This window comes from Dactylosporangium fulvum (assembly GCF_025137375.1).
In the GTDB taxonomy this organism is placed as follows: Bacteria; Actinomycetota; Actinomycetes; order Mycobacteriales; family Micromonosporaceae; genus Dactylosporangium; species Dactylosporangium fulvum.
Window position 1 is genome coordinate 9,869,718 of the sequence record NZ_CP073720.1, and the last position, 19,723, is coordinate 9,889,440.

Genomic DNA, 19,723 nt, shown 5'->3' on the forward strand with positions numbered 1-19,723 from the left:
AGGCCACCCGCCGCCACGGGTGGCCTTTCCCGTTAGCCGCAAGGCCGAGCCACCCCGAAAGCTGTCACGGTGGAGGCATGGCGATCCGCTGCGTCATCGTCGACGACTCCGAACGCTTCCGCACCAGCGCACGACGGCTCCTCACGACGCAGGGCATCTCCGTGGTCGCCGATGCGTGCGACAGCGGTCAGGCGCTGCAGGCCGTCGAAGAACAAGATCCAGATGTCGTACTGGTTGACGTCGGCCTCGGCAGGGAGAGCGGTTTCGACCTCGCGGCCCGCATCGAGTCGACCGCGGTGATCATGATTTCCAGCCTGGCGCCGGACGACATCCTCGAACTGGTGGGGCACAGCCGCGCGATCGGCTTCCTGCCCAAGGACCAGCTCTCCGGGTGCGCGATCACCCAAATGCTCAAGCAGCCTCAAGAAATGTGAGGACGGCGAGCACCCGGCGGTGGGTGTCGTCGGTCTCGGGCAGGTCCAGCTTGGTGAGGATCGAGCGGACGTGCTTCTCCACGGTGCCCTCGGTGACCCACAGCTCCTTGGCGACACCCGCGTTGGACCGGCCCTCGGCCATCAGCGCCAGCACCTCACGCTCGCGCGGGCTGAGCACGCCGAGCGGGTCGCGGCGGCGGTGCGCGGCGACGAGTTCCTGGACCACGGCGGGATCGACCACGGTCCCGCCGTCGTGGACGCGGTGCAGTGTCTCGAGGAAATCTTCGACGTCGGTGACCCGGGTCTTGAGCAGGTAACCGATGCGCTCGCCACTGGCGAGCAACTCGATGGCGTGCTCGACCTCGACGAACGCGGAGAGCACGAGCAGCGCCACCCGGGGGAACCGCAGCCGGATCTCACGGGACGCGGCGAGGCCCTCGGTGGTGTGTGTGGGCGGCATCCGGATGTCGACGATCGCCAGATCCGGTTCGGTCTTCTCGACGAGCTCCAGCAGATGGTTCCCGTCGTCAGCCAGGCCGGCCACGGTGAACCCGTGCCGGTCGAGCAGGCTCGCAAGCCCTTCGCGCAGCAGAACGTCATCGTCGGCGATCACCACTCGAAGCGGGTCCGCCGTCCCCTCGAATGTCATCAAATCCAACATAACCCCGCGATCGCGGGTAGACACCCCTCATGCGCGGAGGGTTGACCGTCCGTCTCGGGGTGGTCTGCGCGGTGTTCACACTCATGATCAGTACCGCGTTCGCCGCGATCCTCTTCTCGGTCTACCAGCTGCGCAGTTCCGTTCTCGTCGTCACCCAGGCCGAGCGGGCCGTGTCGGCGGCCAACACCCTCGAGCGCCTCGTCCTCGACGTGGAAGCGGGCCGACGCGGATTCGCCCTCACCCACGACCGGTCACTGCTGCAGCCGTGGATCCGCGCCCAGCAACAGATCCCCTTGCGGCAGCAGGAACTGGCCACGGCCGTGAGCGGCAACCCGGCACAGGCGGCCCGGGTGGCGCAGCTCAACAACAACATCACCGCCTACCTCAACAACTACGCCGACCCGGCGATCGCGAAGGACGGCACCGACCCGACCAACGTCGACCCGCAGTCCATCGCCGACGGCCAGCGCCAGATCGCCGCGCTGCGCAACGAGTTCGACCAGTTCACGGTGGTCCAGCGGGCGACCGTCGACGACATGCGCAACGAGGCGACCCAGGCCGGGCGGCAGGCGGTCCTCGCCGGGGTCGGCGGGTTCGTCGTGGCGCTGCTCGCGGTCGCGCTACTCACCCGCTCGCTGGCCGTCATGGTCGTACGCCCGCTGCACCGGCTCGTCGCCGCCGCCGACAAGGTCGCGAGCGGCGACCTCGGCGTGCGGATCGAAACCGACGGTCCCGTCGAGGTGGGCAGGATGCAGCGCACGTTCAACTCGATGGTCGACGCGCTGGAGCGCAGCCGGATGACACTGAGCACGGTGGCGGCCGAGCAGGCGGCGTTGCGCCGGGTGGCGACCGTCGCCGCGCGCGGCAGGCCGCCGGAAGAGGTGTTCAGCACGGTGACCGCGGAGGCGGGCAAGCTGTTCGGGGCCGACGCCGCCGTCCTGCTCCGCTTCGAAGCCGACGGCGGCGGCACCATCGTGGCGAGTTGGAGCTACGACCCGACGCACCGGATCCAGCTCGGCAAGGTACCGCTCAAGGAGACCGGCATCGCCGGGCGGGTGCTGCAATCCGGCCGGCCGATCCGCATGGAAGGGGCCGAGAGCGCCGACTTCCTGGCCCACGAGTTCGGCGACACCTCGATCCGGTCGGCGATCTGTGCGCCGGTCCTCGTCGCGGGCAAGACCTGGGGAGCGCTCAAGGCGCTCTCCACGTGTTCCGAGGCCCTGGCGGAGCAGGACGCCGGGCGCGCCGCCGAGTTCACCGACCTGGTGGCGAGCGCGATCGCCAACTCGCAGGCCCGCGCCGACCTGACCGCGTCGCGGGCCCGGGTCGTCGCGGCGACCGACGAGAGCCGCCGGCGGATCGAGCGCGACCTGCACGACGGCACGCAGCAGCGGCTGATCGTGCTGCTCCTGGCGCTGCGCGCGACCGAGACGCAGGCAACCGACGGCCTGCAGGCGCGTCTCCACTCGATCGGCAGCGACCTGTCGGACGCGATCGACGAGTTGCGCGAACTGGCTCGCGGCATCCATCCCTCGATCCTTTCGGAAGGCGGCCTGGGCCCGGCGATCAAGTCGCTGGGCCGCCGCTCACCCATCCCGGTGGAGGTCCGGCTGGATCTGCCGGACCGGCTGGAGACCAAGGTGGAGATCGGGGTGTACTACGTGGTGGCCGAAGCGCTGACCAACGCCGTCCGGCACGCTCGGGCCACGCTCATCTGCGTAGTAGCGTCGATCGTCGACGGGCGGCTGGAACTGTCGATCGAGGACGACGGCGTCGGCGGCGCCGACCCGAGGACCGGCACCGGCCTGGTCGGCCTCGGCGACCGGGTCGCCGCGCTCGGTGGCGCCATGCACATCGCCAGCCGGCCGGGAACCGGCACCAAGCTGGACATCACCGTGCCGCTGCCGGCCATCGCCCAGGGGGGTGACACGCGATGAGACGGTGATGGAGGCCAGCCGGTATCGGGGGGTGCGGAAACCCGCAGCAGGGGAATCCCGCTGGCGCCGAGGTTGCGGGTTCTCCCACGAGCAAACGTGGACTAAGACATCCGCACCCCCATGAACAGGTGATCCACCATGACGACTTGCCCGGTTGACCCGGTGCTGAGCATGGCACTGTTCGTCTCCGACACCCCGAAGACCCGCGACCTCGACGACGCCACGGTCCGCGCGACCGTGGACAGCACGCTCGCCCGGCTCGGCGCTGATGAGTGCTACGCCCGAGCGGCGGAAGTGTTCGGCGATCGTCCAGACGTCGCGCTCGATCGTATCCAGTGGGCGCGTGACCTGTGCGCCCGAGCGCTGACGCGTTCGCTCAGTGGCGCAGCTGATCGATGATCCTCACCAGCTGTGCCAGGTCCCCCGAAGCGAGCGTCAGTAGGGACGGGGGCGGCTCGTTAAGAATGCCCTCCGCACGAGCCGCCGCCGCCCGCCCCTCCTCCGTCGCCGTCACGACCTTGGCGCGCCGGTCCGCAGGGTGCGGCGCACGCCGTACCAACCCTCGCTGTTCAAGATCGTCGACCACGATGGTCGTGTAAGGCGCGTCGGTCTGCAGGTGCGCGGTCAGCCCGCGCATCGTCAGCGGCTCGTCGGCGATCCGGCACAGGGCCTTGACCCGGACGAAGCTCATGTCCAGCGCCTCACACACCTCTTTGCGGCGGTCGTGCTGCTCGAGCACCAGCGCGCGCATCTCGCGCCACGCTCGCGCCGCCGCCGTCTCCGCCGCCTCAGGCATCAACCAGCTCCGCCTCGGGTTGCCGCTCCAGGACCCGCCGTCCGGTGGTGAGCGTACCGATACAGAGCACCGCGACACCGCACCCCGCCACGATCCACCAGGCCGCATGGCTGGCCGAGACGAACCCGTCCGCCAGCGGGGCACCGTGCAGCCCGGCCGCCACGACCGCGCCGAGAACCGCGACCCCGAGCGCGGCACCGAACTGCCGGCTCGTCGAGGCGAACGCGGCCGCGACACCCGCCTGCGCCGTCGGCAACCCGGAGACCGCCGTGACGGTGATCGGCGGGTTGACCATCGCGAAGCCTATGCCGAACACGACATACGCGGCGAGCAGCCAGGCCAGCGGCGTGTGCTCGTCGAGCCGGGTCAGCAGGAGGCCGCTGAGGCCGATGCCGACACCGCCGAACAGTAGCGACGGGCGCGGCCCGCGGGCGCCGACCAGCCGCCCGGACAGCGGCCCCAGAATCACCGTGATCGCCGCGATCGGCAGCGTGAGCAGGCCCGCGTGCAGCGGTGTGTAGCCGCGCACCTCCTGCAGGTAGATCGTGTTGAGCAGCAGGAACCCGGCAAGCGAGCTGAAGGCGGCGACCGCGATCAGCGTGGCGCCGGCGAACGGCGGGCTGCGGAACAGCTTCAGGTCAACCAGCGGCTCGTGCCGCCGCGGCTCCACGATCAGCAGCGCGGCCAGCGCGACCACGGCGACGACCCCCGCCACGATCGAGGTCTCGATGATGGCGTACGTCGCGCTCGCCATCAGCGCCAGCACGATGACCTGGCCGGGCAGGTCGACGCGGCGCGGCCGCGGCGCCCTCGACTCGGGCACGAACAGGGCCGTCAGGATGATCGCCGCCACGCCGATCGGCACGTTGAGCCAGAAGATGGTCCGCCAGCCCACGCTCTCCACAAGCAGCCCGCCGACGACCGGCCCGAGCGCCATGCTGATCCCGACGACCCCCGCCCACACGCCGATGGCCTGCGCCCGCTCGCGCCGGTCGGTGAAGACGTTGGTGATGATCGACATCGCGACCGGGTTGAGCATCGAGCCGCCGATGGCTTGGAGCACGCGGAACGCGACGAGCCAGCCCAGTGACGGGGCGAGCCCGCACAGCAGTGAGCCGATCACAAAAACGGCGAGCCCGGTCTGGAACGTGCGCCGCCGCCCGATCCGGTCGGCGGTCGAGCCGGCCATGAGCAGCAGGCTGGCGAGGACGAGTGAGTACGCGTCGATCGTCCACTGCACGCCCGCCAGCGACGCGTCGAGGTCGCTGCGGATGGCCGGGACGGCGATGTTGACGATCGTGTTGTCCAGCCCGACGATCAGCAGGCTCATGCAGCAGATGCCGAGGATGAGCAGCCTGCGACGTCGTGCTTGTAGTGGCATAACTATTATGTTTGTACAAGTAACTTGTCGTCGCCACGTGATGCGCCGCAGATCACTCAGTTCCGCGGCGGCTGCCCGACCTGATTCCGCGCCGAGTCGGTGATCGTGGTCGCGGTGCCGATCGGCAAGCGGTTGGTGGCGGCTACGGCGGTGCAGTCTCCGTGGAGCGCGCCGGCAAAGGCCGTTGCCACCGAATCCGCCCCCGGCGCGGCGGGGTCACCGTTGAGCCCTGCCTGCTGGGAGGTGGCGGCGGTGCGGTTGTCGGCGGACCTGATCACCGCGAACCCGCCACCCCCGACGACGAGGGCCGCCACCGCCGCGACGATGGCGGTCTTGACCTTCAACGACTCGGGGACGGGCCTGGCGTTCCTCCGGTCCGGCCTTCCCCAGGGCCGTTTCCCCCAGGGCTATCTTCCCCAGGGCCGTCCTCCCTCAGAGCTACCTTCCCCAGGGCCGTCTTCCCTAAGGCCGCCTCACTCAGGACTACCTTCCCCGAGGCCGCCTCCCCAAGGCCGCCTCCCCCAGGGCCGTCTTCCCCAAGGCGGCGCCTTTCCGGGGCGGCGCCTTTCCGGGGTTGCCTGGACGGGGGCGGCGGGCCGCTCGGTGTTGCTCATGGCGTCGCTTCTGTGCTGCCCGGCGGCCCGCTTGCGGGGAACCGCTTGCCGACAACGGTCGCGGCCGTTCCTGGCACCCCGGTCCGGGCCGCCTTGGCAACCACCTGTGAGCCCGCGGCACCCCCGCACCGGGCCGGACCGCTACACCGGGGACAGTTCGGGCGCCTCGACCCGGACCGCCCGGCGCGACTTGCGCAGGCCGGCGGCGCTCACCAGGATCAGCCCCAGCACCGCCCAGCCGAGCAGCACCAGCAGGTGCGGCGTCGCCCCGCCGCCATCGAAGAACGCCACACTGCGCAGCAGCGATCCGGCCGCGCCCGGCGGCAGGTACTGCCCCAGGGCGCCCCAGCCGGCCGGCAGCATCTCCGGCGCGCTCGCCAGCCCGGACAGCGGGTTGCCGAGCAGCATCATGACGGCCGCACCCAGGCCCAGGCCTGCGGTACCGAAGAGCGACTCGAGACCGAGAATGGTCAGGGCCGTCGCCGCGATCGACAGGGCCACCACACCGCTGTTCACCCAGTAGTCGCCTTCGATCGAGCCGAGCCAGAACTGCAGGATGGCGACGAGGGCGAAGCCACCCGTGACCGCGAAGGCGAGCGCGCCGGTGACCCGTCGGGCGGTGCCGGCGATGAGGTTCGTCAGCAGCCCGGCGGCGACAATGCCGCCCAGCACGAGGGGCAGTGCCCCGGCGGCGAGACCGGCACCGCGCGGGTCGCCGGCGGGTAGCGGCACGAGGTCACGCACGGCGACGGCCGTCTCGCCCAGGTTCAACCCCTGCGCGACCTGCTGGAGTGCCTGCGCGACGGCCGGGCTCGCCGCCGAGGCGATGATCAGCTGAGGCCGGCCGGTGGAGAGGTCGATCGCGCCGTACACCTCCCGATCGCGGATCAACCGCTCGGCGGCTGCGGTGTCGGAGACCTGGACCAGGTCGAACGCGCCGGGCCGCCGCGTCTCCAGTTGCTGGGTGACCTGCGCGACCGCCTGCGGCGGGCCCGCGACGGCGAGCGGGATGTCGTGCACGGTGGAACGGGTGGCGGGCCACGCGAAAGCGATCATGATGACGCCGAGGAGCGCGGTCAGAAGGAGCACGATCGCGCCGACGCGAGGCCATGGCGACCGGGCGTCTTGCCCGGATGCGGTGTGCTGTGCGGCCATCGGAAGTCTCCCTAAAAAGAACGTTCGTTCGTTCACTTTTGAGCATGGCCACCACCGCCGAGGCAGTCAAGAACGAACGTTCGCTTTTCGTCGTGACGCCCACGACACGCCTTGGCGAATGGGCGCAGCAAGCACCACGGGCGGGGCCGAACCTGCTGCCTACGGAGCGGGGAGCCAGCACGACGGACACAGGCACAACCGGCGCAGGCATGACAGACGCGGGCACAACCGGCGCAGGCATGACAGACGCGGGCATGACAGACGCGGGCATGACAGACGCAGAGGGCGGGTGGGCCGGGCCGCGGCGGGGCGGACGCGGAGGCCGACCACAACTGCGGCCAGCCCCAGCCGCCGTGCTCGGTGATCGTGAACATCTCGCGATCACGGGCGCGGCGGTTGAGCCCGGCCGGGTGGTGCGGCTGCGGTCGTAGATCAAAGGAAACTTCGGGTTGCCTGGACAGCCAGATGTTTCCGATGATCAAGCAATCCGGGTCAGGTCAGGCACGGAGCACGGCCGCACCGCACGACGGGGCCACGGACGCCGCGAACCGGCACCGCGAACCGGCACCGCGAACCGGCACCGCGAACCGGCACTGCGGTCCGGCACCGCGAACCGGCACGGCTGGGTGCACGGCCCGGCACCGCTTGACCAACACCCTTCACAGATCGCGGACGTTCCGATGGCCTGGGACCCACTGAAACGTCCGTGATCATGGAGCTTGGCTGCCTCGAGCGGCCACGGGCTACACCGTCGCCGGCAGTGGGGCCTCCACCGTTGCCGAGGGGAGGGTGAAGACGAAGCGGGAGCCGCCGGCCTCGTTGTCCGTGGCCATGATCGTGCCGCCGTGGCGCTCCACTATTCGCTTGCAGATCGCCAAACCTAACCCCGTGCCGGCGTAGCCCGACGAGCGGTGTGCCCGGTGGAAGTTGGTGAAGATGGCGTCGTGGTGGCCGGGTGGAATGCCGATCCCATTGTCGGCGATCTCCACCCGCACAATGCCCGCCGCATCGTACTCCGACGATATCGTGATCCGCGGGATCACTCCCGGCGCCGTGTACTTCACCGCGTTGCCGATCAGGTTGTCGAACAGCTGGCGGAGCAGCACCGGGTCGGCGCGCACGTCGAAGAGGCGGCCGATCGTGAACTGCGGTGGCGGGGTGCCGGCCGCGGCGGCCAGGTCGCCGCGCGCGGTGGTGACGTCGACGACCAGGTCGCGCAACACCACTTCTACCGGTGCGATCGTCGCGTTGCGGGCCGTCGTGTAGGCGAGCAGGTCGTTGATGAGGTGCCGCATCCGGGCCGAGGCGCGGTTGATGCGGCTCAGGCTGTCCTCGGCCTCGCGCACCGCCGGGTGGTCGGGCATCAACCGCAGCGCGTCGTCGAGGGTCTCGGCCCAGCCGTCGATCGTGGTCAGCGGGTTGAGCAGGTCGTGCGCGACCACGCCGGCGAAGGAGGACAGCTCGTCGCGGTGCCGCCGCTCTGCCGTGACGTCGTGGAAGACCACCACGGCGCCGCCCTCGTCGTCCGGGCCGGCGGCCGGCAGCGCGGTCGCGCTCACGCTGACGACGCGCCCTTCCGGGACGCCCGGGTTGCGCACCAGCATCTCGCGGTTGCGCACGGCGTGGCCGGCGAGCGCCTGGTGGTGCGCCATCTCCTCGGGTGGCAGCGGGGTGCCGTCGGGATGGAAGAGCCCGTACCGGTCGGGCGCGGCGACGTGGTCGTTCTCGCTGGTCACCCCGCCCAGCAGGGCCGCGGCGGCGGGGTTGCGCATGATCCAGCGGCCGTCAGCTCGTACGACCGCCAAACCGTCACTCATCGAATCCACGATCGTCGTCAACAGGCGGGCCTGGGCCGCGGCCGCCTTCCCGGCCGCCGTCAGCTGCTCGAGGAGGGCGGCGCGTTCGTCGCGGCCGAGTGCGATGGACAGCCCGACGATCGCGACCATGCCGACAAACGCCTGGGCGACCAGCGCCCGGGTCGGGTGCGCGGTGATCCCGGCGAACGGGCCCTCGCCGTGCAGGGTGAACAGGATCGCCAGGGTGCCCAGGCAGAGGTCGTGGAAGACGACGAAGGTGGTGTGTAGCCGCAGCGCGGCCCAGACCGTGACCGCCAGCAGCGGGAACGCCAGTGGAAGGCCGTGGTTGAGGGCGAACCCGACGATGTACGCGGTGACCGAGCAGACGATGAGCGCCGCGTACTCGACGATCCGCAGCGGGCCGGCGAGGTGGAACCGCCAGCCGGTGGCGAGGTGGTGGCCGAGGCGCATCCCGGCGACGCTGATGAGCAGGATGCTCACCGCGTTGCGAGTGAACCAGACGGCGGCCTCACTCCACGCCACGTGCCCGGTGCTGAACCACACCGCGGTCGGACCGATCATCGTGCTCGTCGCGGCGGCGACCCCCGCGGCCACCAGGAGTCGCCACAGGTCGACGGAGCGGGAGAACTGCTCCTCGCCACCGGCGCCCCACAGGTGCGGGCAGAGCCGGCGGAAGACGGCCAGGAAGACGTAGACCTGTGCCAGGTTCGCGACGACGAAGCAGCAGGCGAGGGCGAGCGGCGCACCGGTCGCGGTGTTGACGGCGACGGTGATCACGGTCAGGACGATCGGGTCGGCCCACCGCAGGCGCCGCCCGCGCTGGGCGGAGAACCAGAGCACCGACACGCCGGCGGCCGGCCAGACCAGGCTCAGGCTGGTGCCGTCCATGATCGTCAGGCGGCCCGCGAGGGTCGCCGCCAGGTACAGCAGAGCCCACGCAGCGGTCCGGATCATGTGCTGCTCCGCATGGTCCGCTCCAGCCCGGACCGCAGCGACTCGGCCGTGAACGGTTTCCGCACGTAGAGCGCGCCGGTCTCCGCGACGCGCACGACCACGTCGCCGCCCCAGAGGACCGTGAGGAACATGGCCGGCAGGTCGGGACGGTGTCGCCGCAGGCGTTGCAGCAGCTCGATCCCGTCCATGCCGGGCATGTCGACGTCCAGGATCACGGCGTCGGGCAGCCCGTGCCGGGCAACGGCGGCGAGCGCGGTGACGCCGTTTTCGGCGGCGAGCACGTCGTGCCCGTCGGCCCGCAGGCGCTTGACGATCAGGTCACGGACGTCCTGCTCGTCATCCACCACGAGTAACCGGGCCATGTGCGCCTCCCGCCTTCCCCGACATCCCATCGGCAGGCGGGAGGCGCGTTTTACCGCTTCGCGGGCATGACGTCCTCGAGGTGGCGGCCGTTGACGGCGGTCCGGCGGCCGGCGTCGGCCTCACGCTTCCAGGTGCGGACGTAGTTCGAGGCGGTGAGGCGCTCGACGTCGTCGAGGTCGAGCAGGTCGCCGACAAACGTGGTGAGTGCGACCACGTCACGCTGGTCGCCGGCGGGGATGTGCTCGTGCAGGATCTGGTACACCTGGCTGCGCAGCGACCCCTCCCGCACCAGCGGTGTCGGGCTGAGCGTCGGCTCCTCGGCGATCTCCGCGGTCGTCTGCCGGGTCCGCGGCTTGCGGGGCGGCGGCAGGATGCCCTCGATCTCCCCGCGCAGCTCACCGAGCGGCGAGAACGATGGTGCCTGCGCGGATGCCGGGCTCTGCTCCGTCGCCGGCTCCGGGGCCGGCTCGTTCTTCGGCGGCTCGGGCAGCGCGAGCTGCTCCTGGGTGTCGATCACCGGCAGCGGCTCGGGCTCAGGCTTGGCCGGAGCCGGCAGGGCACCGTTCGGCGCGAGACGCGCCGGGGCGAGGTCGGCCGCGATGAGGGCGGTCAGTCCGTCGTAGTCGGCGCCGTCGGCGAGGCGGTGGGCGATCTCGTCGAGGTCGTAGACGGCGACGGCGATGTCGGCGGTGGTGGGGTCGACCGCGGCGCGGATCTTGCGGTGCAGGACCTTCGAGATGGCGGAGGTGCGCAGTTCCTTGCGCTTTTCGGCGCGGGCGGCCGAGAGGGAGCCGTAGAGCCCCAGGGACGGGTCGGCCTTGGCGAGGTTCTTCGCCCGCAGCGTCATCCACGGGTGGCGCACCCAGTGCCCGACGACCTCGTAGGCCGGTGTGGTGGGCGGCAGGTCACCCTTGGCGCGCAGCCGGTCACGGCGCTGGTTCTCGGTGTGCATGAGCCAGACGAGGTAACCGAGCGCGGACATGCCGGCGAAGAAGCCGGCCAGGAGTTTGTTGTCGTGGGCCATCCAGTTGAACGCCACCGCGAACGCGGCGATGATCGCGGACAGGAACCGTGAGGCGGTCGCCCGCTCACCCAACCGGCGCCGCACGTCGGCGTTGGCGAGCACGACGATGCCGCCCAGCTCGAGCGCGCCGACCGCGGGGATCGCCCAGATCAGCGGGATACCGAGGGCCTCGACGGCGCCGGAGACCTGCCCGGCCAGGGCGACCAGCAGGACCACGACGTAGAACAGCTGACGCATGTAGGACGTGCGCCGGACCGTGCGTTGCAGGTCGGCATCGAGTTGTCCAATGCCCGGCGTTGTCACCGGCTTCTCCCGTCATCCATGGCAGGCAACGGATAACCCCGTGCCGCGAGGAACTCGGCCAGCGCCAGGTCCACCGAGCTCTGCACGGTGGTGTTGTGTTCGACGACGAACCGCTGCAGGGTCTGCTCGATCTCGACCCGCACGCGGGTGTTGAGCTGGACCCGCTCGAACCGCGGCCGCTGCGGTGGCATCGCCACCGCCTTGTCAGTCGAATCCAACACCATCTCGTCTTTCGCCCGGCCGGACATCATCACCGATCGCTGTTGATCACTATCGCTAGCCACTTGCTAGCCGGGACGCTAGCAAAGCATCCGCCGACGACCGAATCAGACACGCCGCGCCGGCGCGGCCGCCGTCACCCTGGGTGCACACCCCCTGCCGACGCGTCCAGACAGCGTCGATCAGGTGTCTCGCGACACCCCGACCACCCCTCTCGGGGTCCGCTCGGGGTTGCTCCCTGATGTGCGCTTTATACGCTCGGCCATACCTTCGTCGCGTGGCCTTTCTCGAAGCGGTACCGGTGCCCCTGGTGGGCCTCGCGCTCGGCCTGGTCATGCTCCTCGACACCGTGCCGATCCTCGGCATCCTCATCCCGGCGGACGTCGCCATCCTCACCACGTCGGGCGTGACCGACCCGTTCAGCAGCCTCGGCTGGATCATCGCCGGCTGCCTGACCGGCTGGTCCCTGAGCTTCCTCGCCGGCCGGTTCCTCGGCGAGCACCTCCGGTCGAGCCGTTTCGGCGACTGGATCGGCGCGGAGCGCTGGGCCACCGCCGACCGGGTGGTCCGCGAGGGCGGCAGCCGCATCCTGGTGACGGCGCCGTTCCTGCCGTTCGTCAACACGCTGGTGCCGCTGGTCGCGGGCGGGCTCCGGATGCCGTACGGCCGATTCCTGCGCAACGCCGCCATCGGTTCGGCACTGTGGGGAGGCCTCTACGTCGGCCTGGGCGAGCTCGCACAGCAGATCTCCGGGCTGCTGCCGACGGGAGACCTGACGATGGTCGTCACCGTCGCGCTCGGTCTCACGTTCGGCTGGGTGGCGCTCAAGGGCACCCGCCGGCTCGCTACCGTGCGTGATTAGTCGTACGCGTTCTCGGTCCTGCGCGATCAGGCGACCGTTCGGTAATCTGGCGACGGATTCGCCTGGCGGCGCCCCTCGGCGCCAGCGAATCCGCCGCCGAGTCGGTCTCGACCGAGCCGGGGAACCAACCGAAGTCCCGGGGTGAATCCGCACTGCGGTAGGGGTCACTGTTCCGTCCCGAACCCGTCAGCTAACTCGGTAGGCGGCGCACGAAGGGAAAGATCGTGGTCAATGTGAGACGCCGCGTTGTAGTGCTGCTGATCGCCGTGCTTGCCACCGTGGGTGCCTGGGCCGTGCCCGCATCCGGCGCGCCGGGCGACCCGACGGCCCCGCCGGACGAGGGCTCGGCCAACATGACGCTCGGCGAGACCCTGGACAAGGCCAACCGGGAGTGGCTCGACGCCCAGGCGGTGCTCGACGCCTCGAAGAAGAAACAGGCCGAGCTCAACGAGCAGGTCGTCGCGATGCAGAAGGCGATGGAGCCGGTCCGCGCGAGCGTCAACGTCATCGCCGCCGCGGCGTATCGCACCGGCGGCCTGCGGACGACCGCGGCACTCATCACCACCGACGGGCCGGAGCAACTCCTGGACCGCATGCTGATGGTGAACACGATCGCGCGGTACAACGACCGGCAGATCGCCCAGCTGACCCGGCTCGAGGCGGAGCTCAACGTGTCGAAGAAGGCCATCGACGACGAGGTCGCCAAGCAGCAGGCCCAGACCGACATCATGGGCAAGAAGAAGCAGGACGCGGAGAAGGCGCTCGTCAAGATGGGCGGGAAGGCCAACGGATACGTCAACGTGAACTCCCCGCTGGCGAATCCGGCCCCGCGCAACGCCGACGGTTCGTGGCCGAAGGAGAATTGCATCATCGACGACCCGACGACGTCGGGCTGCATCACGCCGCGGATGATCCACGCGGTCAAGGAAGCACGGAACGCGGGATTCACCCGCTACTATTCGTGCTTCCGGCCGTCGGGGCCGTATGAACATCCCAAGGGCCGCGCGTGCGACTTCGCCGCGCAGAGCAGCGGATTCGGCGGCGTGGCCACCGGGGGCGACAAGACCTACGGCGGCAATCTGGCCGCATTCTTCGTCCGCAACGCCAGCGCCCTGGGTGTCCTCTACGTCATCTGGTTCCGCCAGGTGTGGACCCCGGCGGCGGGCTGGCACTCCTACAGCGGCGGTAACGGCGACCCGTCGAGCGACCACACCAACCACGTGCATCTGTCGGTCTACTGAGCGGTCGCTCGACGGGATCGGCCGGACCGCTCACGGGCGGCGGCGGGACCAGCCGAACGGGTCCTCCGCCAGGCCACGCTGGATGCCGACGATCGCATCGCGGATGGTCGACGTCACCGGGCCCTCGGTGGCGCCCGCGATCGTGAACTCGCCGTCCTTCGTCCGCGCCGTGCCGATCGACGTGATGACCACACCCGTGCCGCAGGCGAACGTCTCGCGCAGCTTGCCCGACTCCGCGTCGGCCCGCCACTCCGCCTGCGAGTAGGGGCGCTCGGCCACGCCGTAGCCGAGGTGCTCGGCCAGCCGGAGCACCGAGTCGCGGGTCACGCCCGGAAGGATGGAGCCGTTCAGCGGGGGTGTGACGAGCAGCGGCACGCCCCCGTCGTCGTAGACGAAGAAGAGGTTCATGCTGCCCGACTCCTCGATCCAGCGCTTCTCCACCGCGTCGAGGAACACCACCTGGTCGCAGCCCGCCTCCTGGGCCTGCGCCTGGGCGAGCAGGCTGGCCGCGTAGTTGGCCGCCGTCTTCACCGCGCCGGTGCCGCCGGGCGCGGCCCGCGAGTAGTCCTCCGACACCCACACCGTCACGGGCTTGGCGCCGCCGGCGAAGTAGGAGCCGGCCGGCGAGGCGATGACGGCGAACAGGTACTCCGACGACGGGCGGACACCGAGGAACGGGTCGGTCGCGATCATGAACGGGCGCAGGTAGAGGCTCTGGCCCGGGCGGGTCGGCACCCAGTCGCGGTCGGCGTCGACCAGCGTCCAGACGGCGCGCAGGAACAGTTCCTCCGGCAGCTCCGGCATCGCCAGGCGCACCGCGGTCGCGTTGAGGCGGCGCGCGTTGGCCTCCGGGCGGAAGAGCGCCACGCCACCGTCGGGCATCGCGTATGCCTTCAGGCCCTCGAAGATCTCCTGCCCGTAGTGCAGGGCCGCGGTGGCCGGCGACAGCGACAGCGGGCCGAAGGGCACCAATCGGGCGTCGTACCATCCTTTGGTATCGGCATACCGGATGGTGACCATGTGGTCGGTGAAGACCCGGCCGAATCCGGGGTCGCCGAGCAGCGCGGCGCGCTCCTCGGCCGAGCGACGGGGCGCGGGAACGATGTCGAATTCGAGCATTCCGCGACTGTATGCGGAACCTGAACGATCATTAAGCCGCTTCCCGCTGACTGGACGGTAACGGTCCGCAAAAGGGCCACTCAGAACAGATTGGCCGGCGGCGCGGGCGACGGTGTCGCGGTGGCGTCGGTGACCACCCGGGCGGCACCCACGAGCTTGGCGAGGTCCTCGCCGTCGACCAGCCGAGCCGGGAACGGATCCGCGGCGGCGGCGCGGGCCAACTCGGCGACCGGGACCCGCCCCCGCGTCGGCGAGGCCACCAGGACGACGTTGCCGAAACGGCGGCCGCGCAGCACCGACGGCTCGGCGAGGAGCACGACCTCGGGGAAGACGGCGCACAACGTTGCGGCCTGCCCCCGGGCGAAGGCCAGGCCGGCGCCGTCGGCGAGGTTGGCGACGTAGAGCCCGTCCGGCCGCAGTACGCGGGCGGCCTCGGTCAGGAACTCGCGCGACGCGAGATGAGCCGGAACCCGCGCGCCGCTGTACACATCAGCGATGACGAGGTCGAACCGCCCTGGCGCCGTCGACGCGACGGCGGCACGCGCATCCGCGGCGCGCACGCGGATGTCGGCGCCGCGCGGCAACGGCAGCTCCCGGCGCACGAAGACGATCAGCGCCGCGTCGAGCTCGACGACCCGTTGTGTCGAGCCGGGCCGGGTGGCCGCGACGTACCGCGGCATCGTCAGGGCACCACCGCCGAGATGCAGCACGGACAACGGCGCGCCGACCGGCGCCATCGCGTCGACGACGGAGGCGATGCGGCGCATGTACTCGAAGTCGAGCCGACGGGGATCGGCGAGGTCCACGGCGGACTGCGGATAGCCGTCGATCAACAGCGTCCAGCGGTCCGGGCGCCCGTCGTCGGGGCACAGCTCGGCGACACCACCGTCCACCTGCTCGACGATGCCGACGCTGCGCTTCCGTCCGCCCACAGAGTCAATCTTGCAACCTGTAACAACAGAATCTTGAGCCAGGCCAACAGGAACTACTCTCTGTTGCAGAGTCAACTACTCTCGCGGAGTTGTCCCTTCCGGCAATTGGGACGACGATTTGGTCGACTCCTGACTCGGTGTCCAGTGATGGAGACCTCAATCTCACGCGGAGGCGCGATGCAAGTACCCGCCGCATTCGAATACGCGAAAGCCACGAGCGTCGACCAGACGTTGGAGTTGCTGGCCCAGTGGGGTGAGGACGCCCGCGTGATCGCCGGCGGCCACAGCCTGCTCCCGATGATGAAGCTGCGCCTGGCCCGCCCCACCGCGCTCATCGACATCAACGACGTCGCCGAGCTTTCGTACATCCGCGTCGATGGCGCCGAGCTGCGCATCGGTGCGTTGACGCGGCACGCCGAGCTGCTCGCCTCCCCGCTGGTCGAGGAGCACTACCGCATCTTCAGCGACGCCGAGAAGGTGATCGCGGACCCGCTCGTGCGCAACCGCGGCACCGTCGGCGGCTCGCTGTGCCAGGCCGACCCGGCCGAAGACCTCTCCGCCGCCTTCGCCGCGGTCGACGCCTCGGTGGTGATCCAGGGTGCGCGGGGGTCGCGCACCGTGCCGCTGTCCGAGTTCCACGTCGGGCCGTACGAGACCGTGGTCGAGCCCGGTGAGCTGCTCACCGAGGTGCGTGTGCCGATCCGGCCCGGCGGCGGCTCGGCGTACTACAAGGTGGAGCGCCGTGTCGGCGACTGGGCGGTCGCGGCCGCCGGCGCCGCCGTGTGGCTGGACCAGGACGTGATCAAGAAGGTCGGCATCGGGCTGGCCGCGGTCGGTGCCGAGCACTTCCGCGCGGTCGAGGCCGAGGCGTTCCTGGCCGGCAAGCCGGCGACGGAAGCGTCGTTCGCCGAGGCGGCGCGCATCGCCGCCGAATCCTGCAACCCGGTCGCGGACCAGCGCGGACCGGTCGACTACAAGCGGCACCTCGCCGGCGAGCTCACCGTGCGCGCGCTGCGCGCCGCGACCGCGCGTGCGCGGGGTCAGGAGGCCTGAAACCCATGCAGATCACCGTGACGGTGAACGGCGAGAAGTACACCCGCGACGTCGAGCCCCGGCTGCTGCTGGTGCACCTCCTGCGCAACGAGCTCGGCCTGACTGGCACCCACTGGGGCTGCGACACGTCCAACTGCGGCGTCTGCACCGTGACGCTCGACGGCGTGCCGGTGAAGTCGTGCACGGTGCTGGCCGTGATGGCCGACGGCAAGAGTGTCGGCACCGTCGAAGGACTGGAGCGGTCCGACGGCCTCGACCCGGTGCAGCAGGGCTTCATCCAGTGCCACGGCCTGCAGTGCGGCTTCTGCACGCCGGGCATGATGATCACCGCCCGCGCCCTGCTCGACAAGAACCCCGACCCGTCGGAGTCGGAGATCCGTGAGGCGATCTCGGGCCAGCTGTGCCGCTGCACCGGCTACGAGAACATCGTCCGCTCGGTGCGCTGGGCCGCGGAGCACCCGGCGAAGGAAGGAGCCGACGCATGACCGTGACCGAGAACCCCACCCCCATGGGCTTCGGCCGCATGCACCGCAAGGAGGACGCGCGGTTCGTGCGGGGCAAGGGCAACTACGTCGACGACATCCAGCTGCCCGGCATGCTGCACGGCTCGTTCCTGCGCAGCCCCTACGCCCACGCGAAGATCGTCTCGATCGACACGAGCGCGGCCGAGGCCCTGCCCGGCGTCAAGGCCGTCATCACCGGCAAGACGCTGGAGACGCTCAACCTCGCGTGGATGCCGACCCTCTCGTACGACACCCAGGCCGTCCTGGCGACCGACAAGGTCCGCTTCCAGAACCAGGAAGTCGCCTTCGTCGTGGCCGAGAACCACTACATCGCCCGCGACGCGCTCGAGCTGATCGAGGTCGACTACGAGCCGCTGCCGGTCGTCGCCGACGCCAAGCAGGCCCTCGCACCGGGCGCCCCGGTCATCCGGGACGACAAGGAGGGCAAGACCGACAACCACATCTTCGACTGGAGCGCCGGCGACGCGGAGAAGACCGACCGGGTCTTCGCCGAGTCCGAGGTGGTCGTGGCCGAGGAGGTGCTCTACCCGCGGGTGCACCCGTCGCCGCTGGAGACCTGCGGGGCGGTCGCCGACTTCGACAAGGTCACCGGCAAGCTGACGATCTACTCGACCACGCAGGCGCCGCATGCGCACCGCACGGTCTACGCGCTGGTCGCCGGCCTGCCGGAGCACAAGATCCGGGTCATCTCGCCCGACATCGGCGGCGGCTTCGGCGGCAAGGTCGGCATCTACCCCGGCTACGTGCTGGCGATCGTCGGCTCGATCGTCACCGGCAAGCCGGTGAAGTGGATGGAGGACCGCAACGAGCACCTGACCGCCACCGCGTTCGCCCGCGACTACCACATGCGCGGCGAGATCGCGGCGACGAAGGACGGCAAGATCAAGGCCCTGCGGGTCAAGGTCCTCGCCGACCACGGCGCCTTCAACGGCACCGCGCAGCCGACGAAGTTCCCGGCCGGCTTCTTCCACATCTTCACCGGGTCGTACGACCTGGAGGCGGCGTCCTGCGACGTCACCGGCGTCTACACCAACAAGGCGCCCGGCGGCGTGGCGTATGCCTGCTCGTTCCGCATCACCGAGGCTGTGTACCTCGTCGAGCGCATGATCGACGTGCTGGCCTTCGAGCTGAAGATGGACCCGGCCGAGCTGCGGATGAAGAACCTGATCAAGCCGGAGCAGTTCCCGTACACGACGCCGACCGGCTGGGAGTACGACTCCGGCGACTACCCCAAGGCGCTCAAGCTCGCCATGGACATGGTGGAGTACGACAAGCTCCGCGCCGAGCAGGCCGAGAAGCTCCAGCGCGGCGAGTACATGGGCATCGGCATCAGCTTCTTCACCGAGGGCGTGGGCGCCGGCCCGCGCAAGCACATGGACATCCTCGGGCTGGGCATGGCCGACGGCGCCGAGCTTCGCGTGCACCCGACCGGCAAGGCGGTGCTGCGCCTGTCGGTGCAGACGCAGGGCCAGGGCCACGAGACGACGTTCGCCCAGATCGTCGCGGAGGAGCTGGGCATCTCGCCCGACGACATCGAGGTGGTCCACGGCGACACCGACCAGACCCCGTTCGGCCTCGGCACCTACGGGTCGCGCTCGACCCCGGTGAGCGGCGCCGCGACGGCGATCGTGGCCCGCAAGGTGCGCGACCGGGCACGGATCGTCGCGTCGGCGATGCTGGAGGTCTCCCCCGACGACCTGGAGTGGGAGAAGGGGAAGTTCTTCGTCAAGGGCGACCCCGACCAGGCCAAGACGATCCAGGAGATCGCCATGGCGGCGCACTCCAGCCTGGAACTGCCGGAGGGCGTGGAGGGCCACCTCGACGCGACGACGGTCTACAACCCGCCGAACCTCACGTACCCGTTCGGCGCGTACATCTGCGTCGTCGACGTCGACCCGGCCACCGGCCAGGTCAAGGTGCGCCGGTTCATCGCGGTCGACGACTGCGGCGTGCGGATCAACCCGATGATCGTCGAGGGCCAGGTGCACGGCGGCCTCGCCGACGGCATCGGCATGGCGCTCATGCAGCTCATGGCGTTTGACGAGGACGGCAACCACCTGGGCGCCTCCCTCATGGACTACCTGCTGCCGACGTCGCTCGAGTGCCCGTCGTGGGAGCTCGGCGAGACGGTCACCCCGTCGCCGCACCACCCGATCGGCGCCAAGGGCGTCGGCGAGTCCGCGACCGTCGGTTCGCCGGCGGCGGTGGTCAACGCCGTGCTCGACGCGCTCAAGCCGTTCGGGGTCCGGCACGCCGACATGCCCCTCACCCCGTCGAACGTCTGGCGGGCCGTGCAGGGCCGCCCGATCCGCACCGACCTCGCGATCAGCTAGC

General features: G+C 70.4%; 19 protein-coding genes and 1 riboswitch. Of the genes, 8 read left to right on the plus strand and 11 right to left on the minus strand.

The features are described 5' to 3' along the window. Window positions 1-77: 77 nt before the first annotated feature. The gene (locus Dfulv_RS45425) at window positions 78-434 is read left to right on the plus strand and encodes a response regulator (RefSeq protein WP_259860004.1); all 357 of its coding nucleotides are present in this window, start codon (window positions 78-80) and stop codon (window positions 432-434) included. Here Dfulv_RS45425 and Dfulv_RS45430 read toward each other — a convergent pair. Further along, window positions 412-1,083, minus strand: coding sequence for a response regulator (locus Dfulv_RS45430; RefSeq protein WP_259860005.1), 672 nt, complete (start codon window positions 1,081-1,083; stop codon window positions 412-414). The two genes, Dfulv_RS45425 and Dfulv_RS45430, sit on opposite strands and share 23 nt — an antisense overlap. Window positions 1,084-1,124: 41 nt before the next feature. Between Dfulv_RS45430 and Dfulv_RS45435 the strand changes: the two genes are divergently transcribed. Together Dfulv_RS45435 and Dfulv_RS45440 are read left to right on the plus strand one after the other, a co-directional pair. Next, complete coding sequence (locus tag Dfulv_RS45435) at window positions 1,125-3,032, plus strand: CHASE3 domain-containing protein (protein WP_259860006.1); 1,908 nt, start codon at window positions 1,125-1,127, stop codon at window positions 3,030-3,032. 138 nt (window positions 3,033-3,170) lie between these two features. Continuing rightward, window positions 3,171-3,431: a hypothetical protein gene (locus tag Dfulv_RS45440; RefSeq protein ID WP_259860007.1), complete on the plus strand. Its 261-nt coding sequence runs from the start codon at window positions 3,171-3,173 to the stop codon at window positions 3,429-3,431. Here Dfulv_RS45440 and Dfulv_RS45445 read toward each other — a convergent pair. From Dfulv_RS45445 to Dfulv_RS45480, 8 genes are all read right to left on the minus strand, one after another. Further along, a complete protein-coding gene (locus Dfulv_RS45445; protein WP_259860008.1) occupies window positions 3,409-3,783 on the minus strand; it encodes a MarR family winged helix-turn-helix transcriptional regulator in 375 nt (124 codons plus the stop codon). The genes Dfulv_RS45440 and Dfulv_RS45445 overlap by 23 nt on opposite strands. Before the next feature lie 37 nt (window positions 3,784-3,820). Continuing rightward, window positions 3,821-5,158, minus strand: coding sequence for an MFS transporter (locus Dfulv_RS45450; RefSeq protein ID WP_259860009.1), 1,338 nt, complete (start codon window positions 5,156-5,158; stop codon window positions 3,821-3,823). 107 nt (window positions 5,159-5,265) lie between these two features. Beyond that, window positions 5,266-5,553, minus strand: coding sequence for a hypothetical protein (locus Dfulv_RS45455; RefSeq protein WP_259860010.1), 288 nt, complete (start codon window positions 5,551-5,553; stop codon window positions 5,266-5,268). A 411-nt stretch (window positions 5,554-5,964) separates the two neighbouring features. Next, entirely contained in the window at window positions 5,965-6,978 is a 1,014-nt protein-coding gene (locus Dfulv_RS45460) for an ABC transporter permease (RefSeq protein ID WP_259860011.1), read from the minus strand. Window positions 6,979-7,721: 743 nt separating this feature from the next. Next, on the minus strand, window positions 7,722-9,749 hold the full coding sequence (locus Dfulv_RS45465) for an ATP-binding protein (protein ID WP_259860012.1): 2,028 nt from the start codon (window positions 9,747-9,749) through the stop codon (window positions 7,722-7,724). Beyond that, window positions 9,746-10,111, minus strand: a complete 366-nt coding sequence (locus Dfulv_RS45470) for a response regulator (RefSeq protein WP_259860013.1) — start codon at window positions 10,109-10,111, stop codon at window positions 9,746-9,748. Before Dfulv_RS45470 ends, Dfulv_RS45465 begins: the two co-directional genes overlap by 4 nt. A 50-nt stretch (window positions 10,112-10,161) precedes the next feature. Next, the gene (locus Dfulv_RS45475; protein WP_259860014.1) at window positions 10,162-11,439 is read right to left on the minus strand and encodes a hypothetical protein; all 1,278 of its coding nucleotides are present in this window, start codon (window positions 11,437-11,439) and stop codon (window positions 10,162-10,164) included. Further along, the gene (locus Dfulv_RS45480; protein WP_259860015.1) at window positions 11,436-11,657 is read right to left on the minus strand and encodes a hypothetical protein; all 222 of its coding nucleotides are present in this window, start codon (window positions 11,655-11,657) and stop codon (window positions 11,436-11,438) included. Before Dfulv_RS45480 ends, Dfulv_RS45475 begins: the two co-directional genes overlap by 4 nt. Before the next feature lie 278 nt (window positions 11,658-11,935). Between Dfulv_RS45480 and Dfulv_RS45485 the strand changes: the two genes are divergently transcribed. Together Dfulv_RS45485 and Dfulv_RS45490 are read left to right on the plus strand one after the other, a co-directional pair. After that, window positions 11,936-12,520, plus strand: a complete 585-nt coding sequence (locus tag Dfulv_RS45485) for a DedA family protein (protein WP_259860016.1) — start codon at window positions 11,936-11,938, stop codon at window positions 12,518-12,520. Between the two features lie 84 nt (window positions 12,521-12,604). Continuing rightward, window positions 12,605-12,740, plus strand: a riboswitch (cyclic di-AMP (ydaO/yuaA leader). Between the two features lie 13 nt (window positions 12,741-12,753). Continuing rightward, window positions 12,754-13,761, plus strand: a complete 1,008-nt coding sequence (locus Dfulv_RS45490; RefSeq protein WP_259860017.1) for a coiled-coil domain-containing protein — start codon at window positions 12,754-12,756, stop codon at window positions 13,759-13,761. A gap of 30 nt (window positions 13,762-13,791) precedes the next feature. On the opposite strand, the gene Dfulv_RS45495 is transcribed toward Dfulv_RS45490, so the two are convergent. Next, on the minus strand, window positions 13,792-14,880 hold the full coding sequence (locus Dfulv_RS45495; RefSeq protein WP_259860018.1) for a branched-chain amino acid aminotransferase: 1,089 nt from the start codon (window positions 14,878-14,880) through the stop codon (window positions 13,792-13,794). A gap of 80 nt (window positions 14,881-14,960) precedes the next feature. Beyond that, window positions 14,961-15,812, minus strand: coding sequence for a spermidine synthase (locus Dfulv_RS45500; RefSeq protein WP_259860019.1), 852 nt, complete (start codon window positions 15,810-15,812; stop codon window positions 14,961-14,963). 177 nt (window positions 15,813-15,989) lie between these two features. On the opposite strand from Dfulv_RS45500, the gene Dfulv_RS45505 reads away from it, so the two are divergent. The 3 genes from Dfulv_RS45505 to Dfulv_RS45515 are packed head-to-tail and all read left to right on the plus strand — an operon-like array spanning window position 15,990 to window position 19,722. Next, window positions 15,990-16,865 carry an FAD binding domain-containing protein gene (locus Dfulv_RS45505; RefSeq protein ID WP_259860020.1) on the plus strand — a complete coding sequence of 292 codons (876 nt, stop codon included), beginning with the start codon at window positions 15,990-15,992 and terminating at the stop codon, window positions 16,863-16,865. Between the two features lie 5 nt (window positions 16,866-16,870). Continuing rightward, on the plus strand, window positions 16,871-17,350 hold the full coding sequence (locus tag Dfulv_RS45510) for a (2Fe-2S)-binding protein (protein ID WP_259860021.1): 480 nt from the start codon (window positions 16,871-16,873) through the stop codon (window positions 17,348-17,350). After that, on the plus strand, window positions 17,347-19,722 hold the full coding sequence (locus Dfulv_RS45515) for an aerobic carbon-monoxide dehydrogenase large subunit (RefSeq protein WP_259860022.1): 2,376 nt from the start codon (window positions 17,347-17,349) through the stop codon (window positions 19,720-19,722). The genes Dfulv_RS45510 and Dfulv_RS45515 overlap by 4 nt, the downstream gene beginning before the upstream one ends. Window position 19,723 lies beyond the last annotated feature (1 nt).

What these genes read in the sequence shown, in the direction of transcription:
- Dfulv_RS45425 (WP_259860004.1), top strand. Translation starts at nt 78, where the DNA reads ATGGCGATCCGCTGCGTCATCGTCGACGACTCCGAACGCTTCCGCACC.
- Dfulv_RS45430 (WP_259860005.1), bottom strand. Translation starts at nt 1,083, where the DNA reads ATGACATTCGAGGGGACGGCGGACCCGCTTCGAGTGGTGATCGCCGAC.
- Dfulv_RS45435 (WP_259860006.1), top strand. Translation starts at nt 1,125, where the DNA reads ATGCGCGGAGGGTTGACCGTCCGTCTCGGGGTGGTCTGCGCGGTGTTC.
- Dfulv_RS45440 (WP_259860007.1), top strand. Translation starts at nt 3,171, where the DNA reads ATGACGACTTGCCCGGTTGACCCGGTGCTGAGCATGGCACTGTTCGTC.
- Dfulv_RS45445 (WP_259860008.1), bottom strand. Translation starts at nt 3,783, where the DNA reads ATGCGCGCGCTGGTGCTCGAGCAGCACGACCGCCGCAAAGAGGTGTGT.
- Dfulv_RS45450 (WP_259860009.1), bottom strand. Translation starts at nt 5,158, where the DNA reads ATGAGCCTGCTGATCGTCGGGCTGGACAACACGATCGTCAACATCGCC.
- Dfulv_RS45460 (WP_259860011.1), bottom strand. Translation starts at nt 6,978, where the DNA reads ATGGCCGCACAGCACACCGCATCCGGGCAAGACGCCCGGTCGCCATGG.
- Dfulv_RS45465 (WP_259860012.1), bottom strand. Translation starts at nt 9,749, where the DNA reads ATGATCCGGACCGCTGCGTGGGCTCTGCTGTACCTGGCGGCGACCCTC.
- Dfulv_RS45470 (WP_259860013.1), bottom strand. Translation starts at nt 10,111, where the DNA reads ATGGCCCGGTTACTCGTGGTGGATGACGAGCAGGACGTCCGTGACCTG.
- Dfulv_RS45495 (WP_259860018.1), bottom strand. Translation starts at nt 14,880, where the DNA reads ATGCTCGAATTCGACATCGTTCCCGCGCCCCGTCGCTCGGCCGAGGAG.
- Dfulv_RS45505 (WP_259860020.1), top strand. Translation starts at nt 15,990, where the DNA reads ATGCAAGTACCCGCCGCATTCGAATACGCGAAAGCCACGAGCGTCGAC.
- Dfulv_RS45510 (WP_259860021.1), top strand. Translation starts at nt 16,871, where the DNA reads ATGCAGATCACCGTGACGGTGAACGGCGAGAAGTACACCCGCGACGTC.
- Dfulv_RS45515 (WP_259860022.1), top strand. Translation starts at nt 17,347, where the DNA reads ATGACCGTGACCGAGAACCCCACCCCCATGGGCTTCGGCCGCATGCAC.